The organism is Roseobacter sp. AzwK-3b, from assembly GCF_000170875.1.
In the GTDB taxonomy this organism is placed as follows: Bacteria; Pseudomonadota; Alphaproteobacteria; order Rhodobacterales; family Rhodobacteraceae; genus Roseovarius; species Roseovarius litoreus.
The window spans coordinates 22,064-35,809 of the sequence record NZ_ABCR01000014.1 but is presented as its reverse complement, the minus strand read 5'-3'; the positions used below and the strand labels follow the sequence as shown (position 1 = coordinate 35,809).

The window sequence follows — 13,746 nt, the reverse complement described above, 5'->3', positions numbered from 1 at the left end:
TCAGCCCAGCCTTTCGTGCACAAGCGGCGGCAGATCGGGCGCGGCCTCCCCGATCTCGATGGCCTGCAACAGCGCAGCCGCGGCCCGGTCGGCCTGATCCTGCCTTGCGGCATGGATCCGCAAGAGCGGCGCCCCCGCCTCCACCCGGCTCCCGAGCGGCATCACCCGGTCCAGCCCCACCGCCGGATCGACCGCATCGGTTTCAACCTGCCGCCCGCCGCCAAGCCCGATCACCGCCAGTCCCATCGCCTCGCCATTCATCGCGCGGACATAACCCGCGCGCGGCGCCAGCAGATCCCGGATCACGGGTGCCACGGGCAGCACCTGCTCCCATGTCTCGACAAATCCCGTCGGCCCGCCCATCGCGGCGATCATCCGCCCGAAACACTCGGCCGCGCGCCCGTCACCCAAGACCTTGCGCAGCGCCTCTTCCCCCTCCTCTCGGCTGTCGGCAAGCCCCGCATCCCCAAGCGCCATGCCCCCCAGCACCACCGTCAGCTCCGCCAGCCGCCCGTCCCCGGCGCCACAAAGCACCCGCATCGCCTCGGCCACCTCCAGCGCATTGCCCGCAGCAGGCGCCAGCGGCTGGCTCATATCCGAGATCACGGCACTCGTCCGGCACCCCGCGGCATTGGCCGTCTCCACCAAAGCCGACGCCAAGGCGCGCGCCTCTTCAAGCCCTTTCATGAACGCCCCCGAGCCCATCTTCACATCGAGCACCAACCCCTCCAACCCCGCCGCAAGCTTCTTGGACAGGATCGACGCGGTGATCAGATCAAGGCTCTCGACCGTCGCCGAAACATCGCGGATCGCATAAAGCCGCCGATCCGCCGGCGCCATCCGCGCGCTGGCACTGACGATTGCGCAGCCGACCTGCGCCACCACATCCCGAAACCTCTCGCCCGACATGGCCGTGCACAGCCCCGGAACAGCCTCCAGCTTGTCCAGCGTGCCCCCCGTATGCCCCAGCCCCCGGCCCGAGATCATCGGCACATAGGCTCCGCACGCCGCCAAGGCCGGGGCAAGGATCAGGCTGACGCAATCGCCGATCCCACCGGTCGAATGCTTGTCGATCACCGGGCCATCCAGCGACCAGTCCAGCGTTTCGCCACTGTCGCGCATCGCCAACGTCAGCGCCGTGCGGCCCGCCTCACCCAACCCGTTCAACAGAACCGCCATCGCAAAGGCGCCGGCCTGCGCGTCGCTCACCCGTCCATCGGCCAGCCCATTGGCGAACCACGACAATTCCGCCTGCCCGATCGCAGCACGATCACGGACAGACGCGATGATCGCGCGCGCATCCATCCCTCACCCCCTCGGCAGACTGACCGAGGAAAACGCCCCCGGCAGCAACTCATCCAGCCGCGCGGTTGCCTGCTGGCCATCCAGCGTCGCCATGATGACCCGCGTCTCGCCGCCGCCGAACTCGGCCAGCCTCTGGCGACACCCGCCACACGGGCTGATCGGCGCGGGACTGTCGGCGATGATCGCCACCTCGATCAGCGCGGTCTCACCGGCAGCCACCATCGCGGCGATGGCCCCCGTTTCCGCGCAGGTGCCTTCGGGATAAGCGGCGTTCTCGACATTGCACCCGACATAGACCCGCCCCGAGGCACCGCGCACCGCAGCACCCACCTTGAAGCCGGAATAACGCGCATAAGCCCTTTCGCGCGCAGCGCGTGCCTGATCCAGCAAATCCATCGGCCTCTCCCTCGCGTTGCAGCCCCGCAGGCCTTGCGGGTTTCACATTGCGTCCTGACGCAACCGGATGCAAGCTGGCGCAACCCGCCATAAAGCGCGGGATTGCGCCGCCAGAAATTTAGTTTAATGCTAAACTAAATGGTGTGAGGGAGGATCGAATGACCGACAACCAGAAAGAAAACCTGCGTCAGGCGGCACTGGCCTATCACGAATTCCCCAAGCCGGGAAAGCTCGAGATCCGGGCGACCAAGCCGCTCGCCAATGGCCGTGATCTTGCCCGCGCCTATTCGCCGGGCGTGGCCGATGCCTGCCTTGAAATCAAGGACGATCCGGCCAATGCCGCCCGCTACACCGCGCGCAGCAACCTTGTCGCCGTCGTCACCAACGGGTCAGCCGTTCTGGGGCTTGGCAATATCGGGCCGCTGGCCTCCAAGCCGGTGATGGAGGGCAAGGCGGTTCTGTTCAAGAAATTCGCCAATATCGACTGCTTCGATCTGGAAGTCGATGAAAGCGACCCCGAGAAATTCGCCGATATCGTCTGCGCTCTGGAACCCACCTTCGGGGCGATCAACCTCGAAGACATCAAGGCGCCCGATTGTTTCATCGTCGAGAAACTCTGCCGCGAGCGCATGAATATCCCGGTCTTTCACGACGATCAGCACGGCACTGCCATCGTCGTCGGCGCCGCGGCCACCAATGCACTCTTCGTCGCAGGCAAACGTTTCGAGGATATCAAGATCGTCTCGACGGGCGGGGGTGCTGCCGGCATCGCCTGCCTGAACTTGCTCTTGAAGCTGGGTGTCAAGCGTCAGAACATCTGGCTGTGCGACATCCACGGGCTGGTCTACAAGGGCCGCACCGAAGACATGAACCCCCAGAAAGAGGCCTTTGCCCAAGAGACCGACCTGCGCGAACTGGGTGATGTCATTCATGATGCGGACCTCTTTCTCGGCCTCTCCGGCCCCAATGTGCTCAAGCCCGAGCATGTCGCGAAAATGGCGGCGCGCCCGATCATCTTCGCGCTTGCCAACCCCAACCCCGAGATTATGCCCGACGAGGCCCGCGCCGTGGCGCCCGACGCGATCATCGCCACGGGCCGCAGCGATTTTCCCAATCAAGTCAACAACGTGCTATGCTTCCCCTTTATTTTCCGGGGCGCATTGGATGTTGGCGCCACCGAGATCAACGACGCGATGCAGGTGGCCTGCGTCGAAGGGATCGCCGAACTGGCGCGCACCACCACCTCGGCCGAAGCCGCCGCCGCCTACAAGGGTGAGCAGATGTCCTTCGGGGCCGATTACCTGATTCCCAAGCCCTTTGATCCGCGGCTCTCCGGTATCGTCTCGACCGCCGTGGCACGCGCCGCGATGGAGAGCGGCGTCGCCCGCCACCCGATCGCCGATCTCGACGCCTACCGCGCCAGCCTTGATGCAAGCGTCTACAAATCTGCACTGCTGATGCGCCCGGTCTTCGATGCCGCGCGCACCGCCGCACGGCGCATCGTCTTTGCCGAAGGCGAGGATGAACGCGTGCTGCGCACCGCACAGGCGATCCTCGAGGAAACCACCGAAACCCCCATCCTGATCGGCCGCCCCTCGGTGATCGAACAGCGCTGCGAACGGCTGGGCCTGACCATCCGGCCCGGCCGCGACGTGAGCATCGTCAACCCCGAGGACGACCCCCGCTATCGCGACTATTGGGGCAGCTATCACGAGATCATGAAGCGTCGCGGCGTGACCCCCGACCTGGCCAAGGCGATCATGCGCACCAACACCACCGCCATCGGCGCCGTGATGGTCCATCGCGACGAGGCCGACAGCCTGATCTGCGGCACGTTCGGCGAATATCGCTGGCATCTGAACTACATCACCCAGGTGCTTGGCGGGGCGGATCTGCGCCCGCATGGCGCGCTGTCTTTGATGATCCTCGAAGATGGCCCGCTCTTCATTGCCGACACCCATGTGCATTCCCGGCCCACCCCCGAACAACTGGCCGAGGCCGCGATCGGGGCCGCCCGCCACGTGCGCCGCTTCGGCATCGTGCCCAATGTCGCGCTCTGCTCGCAGTCACAATTCGGCAACCAGTCCGAAGGATCTGGCCGGCGTCTGCGCGAGGCGCTCGAGATCCTTGATTCAGCACCCCGCGATTTCGCCTATGAGGGCGAGATGAACATCGACGCGGCGCTCGATCCCGAGTTGCGCGCACGTCTCTTGCCCGACAACCGCATGACAGGGGCCGCCAATGTGCTGATCTTTGCTCATGCCGACGCGGCCTCGGGCGTGCGCAACATCCTCAAGATGAAGGCCGGCGGGCTGGAAGTGGGGCCGATCCTGATGGGCATGGGCAACCGCGCGCATATCGTGACCCCCGGCGTCACCGCGCGCGGCTTGCTAAACATGGCCGCCATCGCCGGAACCCCGGTGCGCCACTACGGCTGAGCGGTCTTGACGGCCTGCGAATCTCCCATGCGCTGAATTTGCAGCGCATGGGTTTGCAGCTTTGCAATCATCCGGCATTTTGCCCCTCAATCCGAATATATAAAGGTGGTTTGCAAAAATTTGCAGGCTTCCCTTGCCCATCTCTGCAAATTTCTTGCGGTAATCCGCCGCGAAATCCGCCAACTCCCTTGCCGCGCGGCCCCCTGACCCCGTAACAGTTTTGCAAAGGACCGGAGGAGACTGACATGGCGTACAAGGCCGTATACGAAAACTGGCAGGCGGACCCCGAAGGGTTCTGGATGGAGCAGGCCAAGGCGATCGACTGGGACAGGATGCCCTCGAAGGCGCTCTTCGACGACAACGCGCCTCTGTATGAATGGTATTCCGACGGTCTGGTGAACACCTGCTACAACGCCGTCGACCGCCATGTCGAACGGGGCCACGGCGATCAGGTGGCGATCATCCACGACAGCCCGATCACCCACACCAAGCACGAAATCACCTATGCCGAGCTGCGTGACCGTGTGGCCAGCCTCGCCGGCGCCCTGCGCGCCCAAGGCATCGAAAAGGGCGACCGGGTCATCATCTACATGCCGATGATCCCCGAGGCAGTCGAGGCGATGCTGGCCTGCGCCCGTCTGGGCGCCATTCATTCGGTCGTGTTCGGGGGCTTCGCCGCCCATGAGCTGGCCGTCCGGATCGAGGATTGCAAACCCAAGGCGATCATCGCCGCCTCCTGCGGGCTCGAGCCGGGCCGCGTCGTGCATTACAAACCCCTCGTCGACGGCGCCATCGAACAGGCCAGCCACAAACCCGAATTCTGCGTGATCTTCCAGCGCGAGCAGGAAGTGGCCAGCCTCACTCCGGGCCGCGATCACGATTGGCACGGCTTCCAATATGGCACCACCCCTGCAGATTGCGTGCCCGTCGAAGGCAACCATCCCGCCTATATTCTCTATACCTCCGGCACCACGGGCGCCCCCAAGGGCGTGGTCCGCCACACCGGCGGGCATCTCGTGGCGCTCAACTGGTCGATGAAGAACATCTACAATGTCGATCCCGGCGATGTGTTCTGGGCCGCCTCGGATGTGGGCTGGGTCGTGGGCCATTCCTATATCTGCTACGGGCCGCTGATCCACGGCAACACCACCATCGTCTTCGAAGGCAAGCCCGTGGGCACCCCCGATGCCGGTACGTTCTGGCGGGTCATCAGCGAACACAACGTGCGCAGCTTCTTTACCGCCCCCACGGCTTTTCGGGCGATCAAGCGCGACGACCCCAAGGGCGAGTTGATCAAGAATTACGATATGTCCTGCCTGCGCGCGCTCTATCTGGCCGGGGAACGCGCCGATCCCGACACGATCGAATGGGCGCAGGACGTGATGGGCGTGCCGGTCTATGACCATTGGTGGCAAACCGAAACCGGCTGGCCCATCGTCGGCAATCCCGCCGGGATCGAAGCCCTGACCGTCAAGATCGGCTCACCCACCGTGGCGATGCCCGGCTATGACGTGCAGATCCTCGACGACTCAGGGCATGAAATGCCCGCGGGCGAACTGGGCGCCATCGCGATCAAGCTGCCCCTGCCGCCCGGCACCCTGCCGACGCTGTGGAACGCCGAAGCGCGGTTCCACAAATCCTATCTCAACACCTTCCCCGGTTATTACGAGACGGGCGATGCCGGGATGAAGGACAAGGACGGCTATCTGTGGATCATGGCGCGCACCGATGACGTCATCAACGTGGCTGGCCACCGCCTGTCCACCGGTGCCATGGAAGAGGTGCTTGCTGCCCATCCCGATGTGGCCGAATGCGCCGTGATCGGCGTCTCGGACGAGCTCAAGGGCCAGTTGCCCGTGGGCTTCGTCTGCCTCACCAAAGGGGTCGACCGCCCGCATGACGAGATTGCTCGCGAATGCGTCAAGATGGTGCGCGATCAGATCGGCCCGGTTGCGGCCTTCAAGCTCGCCGTGGTCGTCGACCGCCTGCCCAAGACGCGCTCGGGCAAGATCCTGCGCGCCATCATGGTCAAGATCGCCGACGGGACCGAGTACAAGATGCCCGCCACGATCGACGATCCCGCGATCCTCGACGAGATTCGCGCGGCACTTCAGGGCATCGGCTACGCCAAGGGATGATCTGCGCCCGACCCCGCAGATCTTGCGCCGCCATGGCTCGGGCCTTGGCGGCGCCTGTCGTTTGGCAGGATGCAAAACCCCGCGCGCGACCCTATATCCACTCTGAATGACGGAGTGCTGCCATGCCTTTTCGCCCCCTGATCGCCCTTTTCACCGGCCTGTTTCTGGGCCTGCCCGCCAATGCCAACCCGGTGAGCGACTATACCCCGCCCCCGGTGACCGAATGGCGCTATATCTCGGATCAGGTGATGGGCGGCGTGAGCCACGGCGGCGCGCGCGCCGAAAGCCTGGAGGGCGAGACATATCTTCGCCTCATCGGCGATGTGAGCATAAAAAACAACGGCGGCTTCATTCAGGCGCGCGCCGAGCTGGAACAAGGTTTCCCCGCCGAAGCCCAAGGCGTTGTGCTGCAGGTGCGCGGCAATGGCGAGCGGTATTACGTCTTTTTGCGCACGCGGGGCACGATCCTGCCTTGGCAATTCTACAACGCGCCCTTCCAGACAAGCGATGACTGGCAGACGGTCCGCCTGCCCTTCACAGCCTTCAAGCCTTCGGGCCGAATGCTGCGTGCCACCCCCCTGCCCGAAACCGTGACAAGCCTTGGCGTGGTCGCCTATGGCCGCAACCACCGGGCCGATGTCACGGCCCGGTGGATCGGTCTTTACTGATCTGACAATGGTCAGGCGGCCTTGAGCCCGGCCTCTTCCAGCGCCTCCAGCATCCGGTGCGCCACCATCTCGGACGAGGCCGGGTTCTGCCCTGTCACAAGACGTCCGTCACGCACCGCAAAGCCGCAGAAATCCTCGACGCTGTGCTGGAACTTGGCCCCTTGCTCCTTCAGCGCGTCTTCCAGCAGGAACGGCACCACGGTATCAAGCCCGGCAGCCTTTTCCTCGGAATTGGTGAAGCCGTTGACGCGCTTGCCTTGCACCAGCGGCGCACCGCCCGGCTCGGTCGCCCCCAGCAGGCCCGCAGGGCCGTGGCAGACCGCGCCGACCACACCGCCGCGCTCATAGATACGCGACACGGCCTGCCCCACCGCCTCGGTCTGGCGCAGGTCCCACATCGTGCCATGACCACCGGGCAGGAACACCGCGTCATATTGCGACGGGTCGATATCGGCCAGCTTGGCGGTGGTCTCCAGCGCTGTCATCGCATCCGCGTCATCCATGAAACGCTGCACCGCCTCGGTCCGCTGGCCATTGCCATCGTCCGAGCCGGGATCGGCCGGTGGATGCCCGCCCCGCACGCTGGCCAAATCGACCTGCAGCCCCGCATCGCGGAACGACCAATAGGGCTTGGCCATTTCCTCCCAGAAGAACCCGGTTTTGTCGCCGGTATCGCCCAGCTTGTCCCAGGATGTCAGAACCATCAGAACGCGTGTCATTTGCGTTGCCTCCTTTAAAGTTGCTTACAGTTGGTTTTCAGGGATGGGCCGCGCGATCAGCCATGGGCGTGATCGGTGTTGCGCGGGTCCATCATGCCTTGCTTGATGCCCAGTCGGATCAGGATCAGGTTGACCGGGTAGGCCGCGATCAGCCCGCAGGTCAGCGACACGATCATCGACGACCAGAACAGCACATCACCCATCCCCGCATCGCCCGCCAGCGTCAGGTCCACCCCGATCGCCACGATCTCCATGACCGTGATACTCGGTGTTTCGGACCACAGCGCGTCGCGCACCGCCGCACCAAACGGCGTGCCCTCCTGCATCAGCGGGCCGACCGTCAGCGCAAAGCCCGCCGCATAGGCAAAGGCAAATGTGACGCCCGCCACCCAGACCGTGCTCAGCGACAGGATGCCCACCGTCAGCACAAGGCCCGCGATCTCGCCCATGCCGCAGCCGGAATAGCAATGCGCCACTGACCGGGCAGCACGCCGCCATGGACCATCGGCAGGAATCTCCTTGCGACCCGACCATCCATAAACCGCCAGTCCGACCGGACCGGAATAGATCACCGTCAAGGCCCAGACCCATTTCATCAGCGGCATGAGATGCGCATTGCGCACCCGCATATCCCACAACAGGATCGCAAGGCTTGGCAGCATCGCCAAGGCCCAGACTGTCAGAAACAGCGGGTGGGCAAGGATCGCCGTAAGGGTGGTGGCTGCCTGTTCCATTCCCAGCACCTAAGAGGCGCCCCGACAGGATGAAACCGTCCCTCACACCGACGTGATACCGACGTTTTACCGACGTGATACCGATGCGGTTTTTTGGGGGTCAGACGAACTGTTCGCGCAGCAACCGCTCTTCCAGCCCGTGCCCCGGATCGAACAGGATTCGGTGCGAAATACTTGGTTCTGAATGGATTTCCACCCACAACACATTCTCGACCCATATACTATCCGCATCCGCCATCACCGGCCGTTTCTCCGGCTCGATCACATCAAACCTCACATGCGCCGTCTTCGGCAACAAAGCCCCCCGCCACCGCCGTGGACGGAACGCTGCGACCGCCGTGAGCGCCAGAACATCCGACCCGATCGGCAGGATCGGGCCATGCGCACTGTAGTTGTAGGCGGTTGATCCGGCGGGGGTCGCCACGAGCGCGCCATCACACACCAGCTCGGCCAGCCGCAAATTCCCATCGATGGTGATCTTCAGCTTGGCGGCCTGCGGCCCTGCGCGCAAGAGCGACACCTCGTTGATTGCAAGGGCATCATGCACTTGGCCATCGGCCCCTTGGGCCTTCATGCGCAGGGGATTGATGACCTCTTCCTGAGCGGCGTCCAGCCTCTCGGTCAGATCGGTTTCGGAATATTCATTCATCAAGAAGCCGACGGTACCGCGGTTCATGCCATAGACAGGCGCCCGAAGCCCTTGGGTGCGGTGCAAGGTATGCAGCATGAACCCGTCGCCACCAAGGGCCACGATCACATCCGCCTCCTCTTCGGGCGTAGTGCCGTAACGCGAGATCAAGGCTGCCCGGGCAGTCTGTGCGGTGGGAGCGTCGCTTGCAGCGAAGGCGATCTTTTTGGCCATGTCAGGCGCTGTTCCGTTTCCCAAGGGCGTCTTGTGGGTCGGATGGAACCACAATTCCACCTGTTGCGCCAGTAATGCCGGTCCGGCAACCCCTTTTGTCGCTTTACAAGCTTTCAAAAACACTAGGTTTCCGATAGGAAAACCGCCAAAGTGATACGCACGGAGTTGCCACTATGCCTCATGATGGAAACCAGCCCTTTGTCAGCCAAGGGTTTTTCACCGAATCCCTGACATCACGCGATCCCGAGATCGCCAAGGCCATTGGTCTTGAACTGGGCCGACAGCGCGAAGAGATCGAACTGATCGCCAGCGAAAACATTGTCTCCGCCGCCGTGATGGAGGCTCAGGGCAGCGTGATGACCAACAAATACGCCGAAGGCTATCCCGGCCGCCGTTATTATGGCGGATGCCAGTTCGTTGATATTGCAGAAAATCTGGCGATCGAACGGGCCTGCCAGCTGTTCGGCTGCAGCTTCGCCAATGTGCAGCCCAATTCGGGCAGTCAGGCCAATCAGGGCGTGTTCACGGCCCTTCTGCAGCCCGGCGATACAATCCTTGGCATGAGCCTCGACGCGGGCGGTCACCTGACCCACGGCGCGGCGCCCAACCAGTCGGGCAAGTGGTTCAATGCCGTTCAATACGGCGTGCGCCGCGATACGCTGGACGTGGATTACGACGAGATCGCCCGCCTTGCCGCCGAACACAAACCCAAGATGATCATCGCCGGCGGCTCGGCCATTCCGCGCAAGCTCGACTTTGCGAAGTTCCGCGAGATCGCCGACAGCGTGGGCGCCTATGTGCTTGCCGACGTTGCACATTTTGCCGGTCTGATCGCGGCGGGGGAATATCCCAACCCGTTCCCGCATGTGCATGTGGCCACCACCACCACCCACAAGACCCTGCGTGGTCCGCGTGGCGGCATGATCCTGACGGATGACGAGGCACTGGCGAAGAAGTTCAACTCGGCCATCTTCCCCGGCATTCAGGGTGGGCCGCTGATGCATGTGATCGCCGCGAAGGCCGTCGCCTTCGGAGAGGCGCTGCGCCCCGAATTCAAGACCTATATCCAGCAGGTCATCGCGAATGCGCAGGCGCTGAGCGACCAGCTGATCAAAGGGGGTCTGGACACCGTCACGCATGGCACGGATACCCATGTTTTGCTGGTTGATCTGCGGCCCAAGGGCGTCAAGGGCAACGCGACCGAAAAGGCGCTTGGCCGGGCCCATATCACCTGCAACAAGAACGGCGTACCGTTCGACCCGGAAAAGCCAACCGTGACCAGCGGTATCCGTCTTGGATCGCCCGCCGGAACGACGCGCGGCTTTGGTGAGGCCGAGTTCCGCCAGATCGCGGATTGGATCGTCGAAGTGGTCGACGGGCTGGCCGCGAATGGTGAGGATGGCAATCACGCGGTCGAAGCCAAGGTGAAAGCCGAGGTCGAAGCGATGTGCGCGCGGTTCCCGCTTTATCCAAACATCTGAGACACTTGACGGATTGAGCATAACCCCGCGCAGCCGGTCTGCGCGGGGTTATGCGTGCGAGGGTCGCCGCGTTCAGAGCTTGTTAAACAATCGCTGGCAGGGTGCCCGCAGTCAAATCACGCCACGCCAACGCAGGACCAGCATCACAAGTGTGAGCAAGATCAACAGGTTGAAGACGATCACACCCACCAGACCGAGAATCGTTCTCATGCGGCGCTGCACAGGATCGATCCCGGACAGATGGGCGCGAAGGATGCCGATAGCATGATCAACAGCGGCCCGGTCCACCTGTGCGGCAAGGCGCGGATGCTGCATCATCTGCTGGGACTGCGTGATGACCTGTCCGGCCCGACGGGCGAAACGGGGCAAGCGGCGACCCGCACGGCGCAGCTGTTTGGCGAATGTGGCGCCACGGATGCCAAGCCTCTCGCGCAACAGCGTTTCCAGCTGCGCAACGTCCTGGTTTATCTCTTCTGGATCAATCACTTCGCGACTCCCATTGGGCAACCTACAGCGACCGGCAGAGACCCTCAATAGGGGTGGCTCTTGCTGGAGCACCCTTGTAATACTCGGCGCATGTTGAACCGGATCGAACATGGAACGCGGACCGATCAGCCGGGTTTGCTGATCGCGCACGGGCTTTATGGCTCGGCGCGGAATTGGGGGGTGATCGCGAAGCGGCTGTCGGACACCCGGAAAGTGGTGGCCGTGGACATGCGGAATCACGGTCTAAGCCCTTGTTTTGAAACACAATCATATCCGGATATGGCCGGTGATCTGGCCGAGGTTCTGGCGACGCTGGACGGACCGTTCGATGTGTTGGGGCATTCGATGGGCGGCAAGGCGGCGATGGTGCTGGCGCTCACCCGGCCCGAGCTGGTAAACCGCTTGATCGTGGCAGATATTGCGCCTATTGCCTATTCACACACCCAGATACAGTATATCGAGGCGATGAAATCGGTCGATCTGAGCCGTGTCGAGAAACGGTCGGACGTGGCGGAGCAATTGAAGCCGGTGGTGGATGATCCCACGCTGATCTCGTTTTTTACCCAATCCCTTGATATCAAATCAAAAAAATGGCGTCTGAACCTTGATGTCCTGGCGGGGGAAATGCCCAAGATCCTGTCTTTTCCGGATATTTCAGGGCGATATGAGGGGCCGGCGCTGTTTCTGTCGGGCGCGGACTCGGACTATGTGAAGCGCGAATACCGAAGCATTATCAAAGACTTGTTCCCCAAGGCGCAATTCGCCAAGATCCCCGGAGCGGGACATTGGCTGCACGCCGAAAAACCCCGCGAATTCGAGGCCGCGATCAGGGTCTGGCTGGACTGAGGATGTGTAGGGTTCGTACGAAACCTACACGCGTTCAGGACGAAACACGCCCCATCTTTCGGGATTTGTGTCCCATCCGTACACATCGGCCCGGTCACTGACCCGAATTGAGCCCGCGGGCCACGAGCCAGGCCACCGGAAAGGCCAGCACGAACCCGGCCAGCACCGCGCCGCCCAGGCCCCAGACATCGTCCAGCCCCATGACGAGGACGGCCACGAGCCCCACCCCCGCGAGGGTGGCGCCGATGAAGAGATGTAAAACAATCAAGAGCCAGACCATGGCGCGAGACTAGAGCGGTCCGGTCGGTGCCTCATTGATCTGCGTCAGATGCCGGCGGGTCACCTGCGACACTTTCCCTCGCCTCGGTAAAGCGGGCGCCGGTCGCGCCGTTGGTCAAGTCGGGAGCGCGCGAAACGACCCAAAAAAAGGCCATGACATACCATGCCACTACCATCACCGAACGCGCTGAAGGCGCTTATTCAATCGGACCGCAACCTTGACGGCGCCAAACTGGCCACCCGGATTTTCCTGGGCCGTGTGCGGATCGAGGTCCGAAACGATCCTGCGCTGCTTGATGCCAAGGTCGCAGAGTTCTTGGCCTTCGCCCGGGCCAATGCCTTTGCCGCCGATGACCTTGCCAATATCTGAAGAGACGGACTTACCCATGAAAAACGAACTTCTTTCTGTCGAAGACGCCGCGGCCCGGATCGTGTCGGGCGCTGTCATGACCATTGCCGGCGATGAGGCGCTTCTGGCGCAATTGCCCAAGGGCCAGTGGATCGGCGGCACCTCGGTCTATTTCGTCACTGAAACAGGCGGGGCGGTGATCCGTGACCGGCTGTATTGCACCACCCTGCCCGAGGCGACGAAGGCCGATATCCGCGTGCTGGAGGCCAGCGACCTGCCCCGGATCGCCGAAGGCTATGCGCCGGGGGGCATGTCGTTCATCCTCATCCCCGCCTTCAGCACGGCGCATTCGGTCTTTGCTGTGGATGGTCCCAGCTATGCCGGCTTTTTCAATCAACCGTTGGTCGGCTGGATTTCGGGCGTGCATCTGGACGATATCGGGCGCGTCGCGCCCAAGGTCTTTGACGGAACCACGGGGGCTGCACATGACAACGCGGCCGTTCTGATGCATCTGACGCTGGAGGCCGGGCTGGTCCCGCAGGTCGATATCGTCAATATCTTCGAGCAGAACGATGCGGATGCCCCCTGTTTCCGCTTTACGCAAAGCGGCTTTGAGGCGCAAACCGCGCTGATCGACGGGGTGGAAACGCCGCTGGCCGACTATCTGCAGGAGAATGGTATCGATACGCGCCTGCCTCTGATCGCGAATTATGGCGGCGCGCTGATCAATGTCTCGGTTCAGAGCGTCGATGCGCAGAGCGGCAAGGTGGCCTTTTACGCGCCGGTCATGCAGAACGTCGATTACCGCTTTGCCAAGCCTCTGGCGGATTATGCCCAGGCTTTCGCAAAGCAGTTGGGGGCAGGCGGCGATACGCAGTATTCGTGCAATTGCATCCTCAACTATCTTTACGGCGATCTTGAGGGCAAATCCACGGGCGGTTTCACCGGCCCGGTCACCTTTGGCGAGATTGCTTACATGCTTCTGAACCAGACGCTTGTGCGGCTGGAGTTGCAACCGGCGTGACGCTGGTCTGATTGCGGCGTC

At 62.9% G+C, this 13,746-nt stretch carries 14 protein-coding genes; 7 read left to right on the top strand and 7 right to left on the bottom strand.

Annotated features, from left to right (window positions below):
• Both RAZWK3B_RS18210 and RAZWK3B_RS18205 read right to left on the bottom strand, forming a co-directional pair.
• Nucleotides 1-1,305: a thymidine phosphorylase gene (locus RAZWK3B_RS18210; RefSeq protein WP_007817762.1), complete on the bottom strand. Its 1,305-nt coding sequence runs from the start codon at nt 1,303-1,305 to the stop codon at nt 1-3.
• A gap of 3 nt (nt 1,306-1,308) precedes the next feature.
• Nucleotides 1,309-1,701, bottom strand: a complete 393-nt coding sequence (locus RAZWK3B_RS18205) for a cytidine deaminase (RefSeq protein WP_007817759.1) — start codon at nt 1,699-1,701, stop codon at nt 1,309-1,311.
• A 158-nt stretch (nt 1,702-1,859) separates the two neighbouring features.
• On the opposite strand from RAZWK3B_RS18205, the gene RAZWK3B_RS18200 reads away from it, so the two are divergent.
• From RAZWK3B_RS18200 to RAZWK3B_RS18190, 3 genes are all read left to right on the top strand, one after another.
• Nucleotides 1,860-4,139, top strand: coding sequence for an NADP-dependent malic enzyme (locus RAZWK3B_RS18200; RefSeq protein ID WP_007817756.1), 2,280 nt, complete (start codon nt 1,860-1,862; stop codon nt 4,137-4,139).
• 245 nt (nt 4,140-4,384) lie between these two features.
• Nucleotides 4,385-6,277, top strand: coding sequence for a propionate-CoA ligase PrpE (gene prpE, locus RAZWK3B_RS18195; RefSeq protein WP_007817754.1), 1,893 nt, complete (start codon nt 4,385-4,387; stop codon nt 6,275-6,277).
• 122 nt (nt 6,278-6,399) lie between these two features.
• Complete coding sequence (locus RAZWK3B_RS18190) at nt 6,400-6,945, top strand: CIA30 family protein (protein ID WP_007817752.1); 546 nt, start codon at nt 6,400-6,402, stop codon at nt 6,943-6,945.
• An 11-nt stretch (nt 6,946-6,956) separates the two neighbouring features.
• Here RAZWK3B_RS18190 and RAZWK3B_RS18185 read toward each other — a convergent pair whose 3' ends face one another.
• From RAZWK3B_RS18185 to RAZWK3B_RS18175, 3 genes are all read right to left on the bottom strand, one after another.
• Nucleotides 6,957-7,664 carry a type 1 glutamine amidotransferase domain-containing protein gene (locus RAZWK3B_RS18185; RefSeq protein ID WP_007817750.1) on the bottom strand — a complete coding sequence of 236 codons (708 nt, stop codon included), beginning with the start codon at nt 7,662-7,664 and terminating at the stop codon, nt 6,957-6,959.
• Nucleotides 7,665-7,720: 56 nt separating this feature from the next.
• Entirely contained in the window at nt 7,721-8,398 is a 678-nt protein-coding gene (locus RAZWK3B_RS18180) for a DUF4396 domain-containing protein (RefSeq protein ID WP_007817748.1), read from the bottom strand.
• A 100-nt stretch (nt 8,399-8,498) separates the two neighbouring features.
• The gene (locus RAZWK3B_RS18175) at nt 8,499-9,260 is read right to left on the bottom strand and encodes an NAD kinase (RefSeq protein ID WP_007817746.1); all 762 of its coding nucleotides are present in this window, start codon (nt 9,258-9,260) and stop codon (nt 8,499-8,501) included.
• A 173-nt stretch (nt 9,261-9,433) separates the two neighbouring features.
• Here RAZWK3B_RS18175 and glyA point away from each other — a divergent pair, with 173 nt between their 5' ends.
• Nucleotides 9,434-10,741: a serine hydroxymethyltransferase gene (gene glyA, locus RAZWK3B_RS18170; RefSeq protein ID WP_007817745.1), complete on the top strand. Its 1,308-nt coding sequence runs from the start codon at nt 9,434-9,436 to the stop codon at nt 10,739-10,741.
• 111 nt (nt 10,742-10,852) lie between these two features.
• On the opposite strand, the gene RAZWK3B_RS18165 is transcribed toward glyA, so the two are convergent.
• The gene (locus tag RAZWK3B_RS18165; protein ID WP_007817742.1) at nt 10,853-11,227 is read right to left on the bottom strand and encodes a hypothetical protein; all 375 of its coding nucleotides are present in this window, start codon (nt 11,225-11,227) and stop codon (nt 10,853-10,855) included.
• A 90-nt stretch (nt 11,228-11,317) separates the two neighbouring features.
• On the opposite strand from RAZWK3B_RS18165, the gene RAZWK3B_RS18160 reads away from it, so the two are divergent.
• A complete protein-coding gene (locus RAZWK3B_RS18160; RefSeq protein ID WP_007817740.1) occupies nt 11,318-12,073 on the top strand; it encodes an alpha/beta fold hydrolase in 756 nt (251 codons plus the stop codon).
• 94 nt (nt 12,074-12,167) lie between these two features.
• On the opposite strand, the gene RAZWK3B_RS18155 is transcribed toward RAZWK3B_RS18160, so the two are convergent.
• Nucleotides 12,168-12,341, bottom strand: coding sequence for a CTP synthetase (locus tag RAZWK3B_RS18155; protein ID WP_157132317.1), 174 nt, complete (start codon nt 12,339-12,341; stop codon nt 12,168-12,170).
• A 174-nt stretch (nt 12,342-12,515) separates the two neighbouring features.
• Between RAZWK3B_RS18155 and RAZWK3B_RS18150 the strand changes: the two genes are divergently transcribed.
• Both RAZWK3B_RS18150 and RAZWK3B_RS18145 read left to right on the top strand, forming a co-directional pair.
• A complete protein-coding gene (locus tag RAZWK3B_RS18150) occupies nt 12,516-12,722 on the top strand; it encodes a hypothetical protein (protein WP_007817736.1) in 207 nt (68 codons plus the stop codon).
• 16 nt (nt 12,723-12,738) lie between these two features.
• Nucleotides 12,739-13,725: a DUF6976 family protein gene (locus RAZWK3B_RS18145; protein WP_007817733.1), complete on the top strand. Its 987-nt coding sequence runs from the start codon at nt 12,739-12,741 to the stop codon at nt 13,723-13,725.
• The last annotated feature ends 21 nt before the right edge of the window (nt 13,726-13,746 follow it).

Excerpts from the sequence above, each read along its gene's own strand:
- RAZWK3B_RS18185 (WP_007817750.1), bottom strand. The coding sequence starts at position 7,664 with ATGACACGCGTTCTGATGGTTCTGACATCCTGGGACAAGCTGGGCGAT.
- RAZWK3B_RS18175 (WP_007817746.1), bottom strand. The coding sequence starts at position 9,260 with ATGGCCAAAAAGATCGCCTTCGCTGCAAGCGACGCTCCCACCGCACAG.
- RAZWK3B_RS18150 (WP_007817736.1), top strand. The coding sequence starts at position 12,516 with ATGCCACTACCATCACCGAACGCGCTGAAGGCGCTTATTCAATCGGAC.
- RAZWK3B_RS18190 (WP_007817752.1), top strand. The coding sequence starts at position 6,400 with ATGCCTTTTCGCCCCCTGATCGCCCTTTTCACCGGCCTGTTTCTGGGC.
- RAZWK3B_RS18145 (WP_007817733.1), top strand. The coding sequence starts at position 12,739 with ATGAAAAACGAACTTCTTTCTGTCGAAGACGCCGCGGCCCGGATCGTG.
- RAZWK3B_RS18160 (WP_007817740.1), top strand. The coding sequence starts at position 11,318 with ATGTTGAACCGGATCGAACATGGAACGCGGACCGATCAGCCGGGTTTG.
- glyA (WP_007817745.1), top strand. The coding sequence starts at position 9,434 with ATGCCTCATGATGGAAACCAGCCCTTTGTCAGCCAAGGGTTTTTCACC.
- prpE (WP_007817754.1), top strand. The coding sequence starts at position 4,385 with ATGGCGTACAAGGCCGTATACGAAAACTGGCAGGCGGACCCCGAAGGG.
- RAZWK3B_RS18210 (WP_007817762.1), bottom strand. The coding sequence starts at position 1,305 with ATGGATGCGCGCGCGATCATCGCGTCTGTCCGTGATCGTGCTGCGATC.
- RAZWK3B_RS18200 (WP_007817756.1), top strand. The coding sequence starts at position 1,860 with ATGACCGACAACCAGAAAGAAAACCTGCGTCAGGCGGCACTGGCCTAT.
- RAZWK3B_RS18205 (WP_007817759.1), bottom strand. The coding sequence starts at position 1,701 with ATGGATTTGCTGGATCAGGCACGCGCTGCGCGCGAAAGGGCTTATGCG.
- RAZWK3B_RS18180 (WP_007817748.1), bottom strand. The coding sequence starts at position 8,398 with ATGGAACAGGCAGCCACCACCCTTACGGCGATCCTTGCCCACCCGCTG.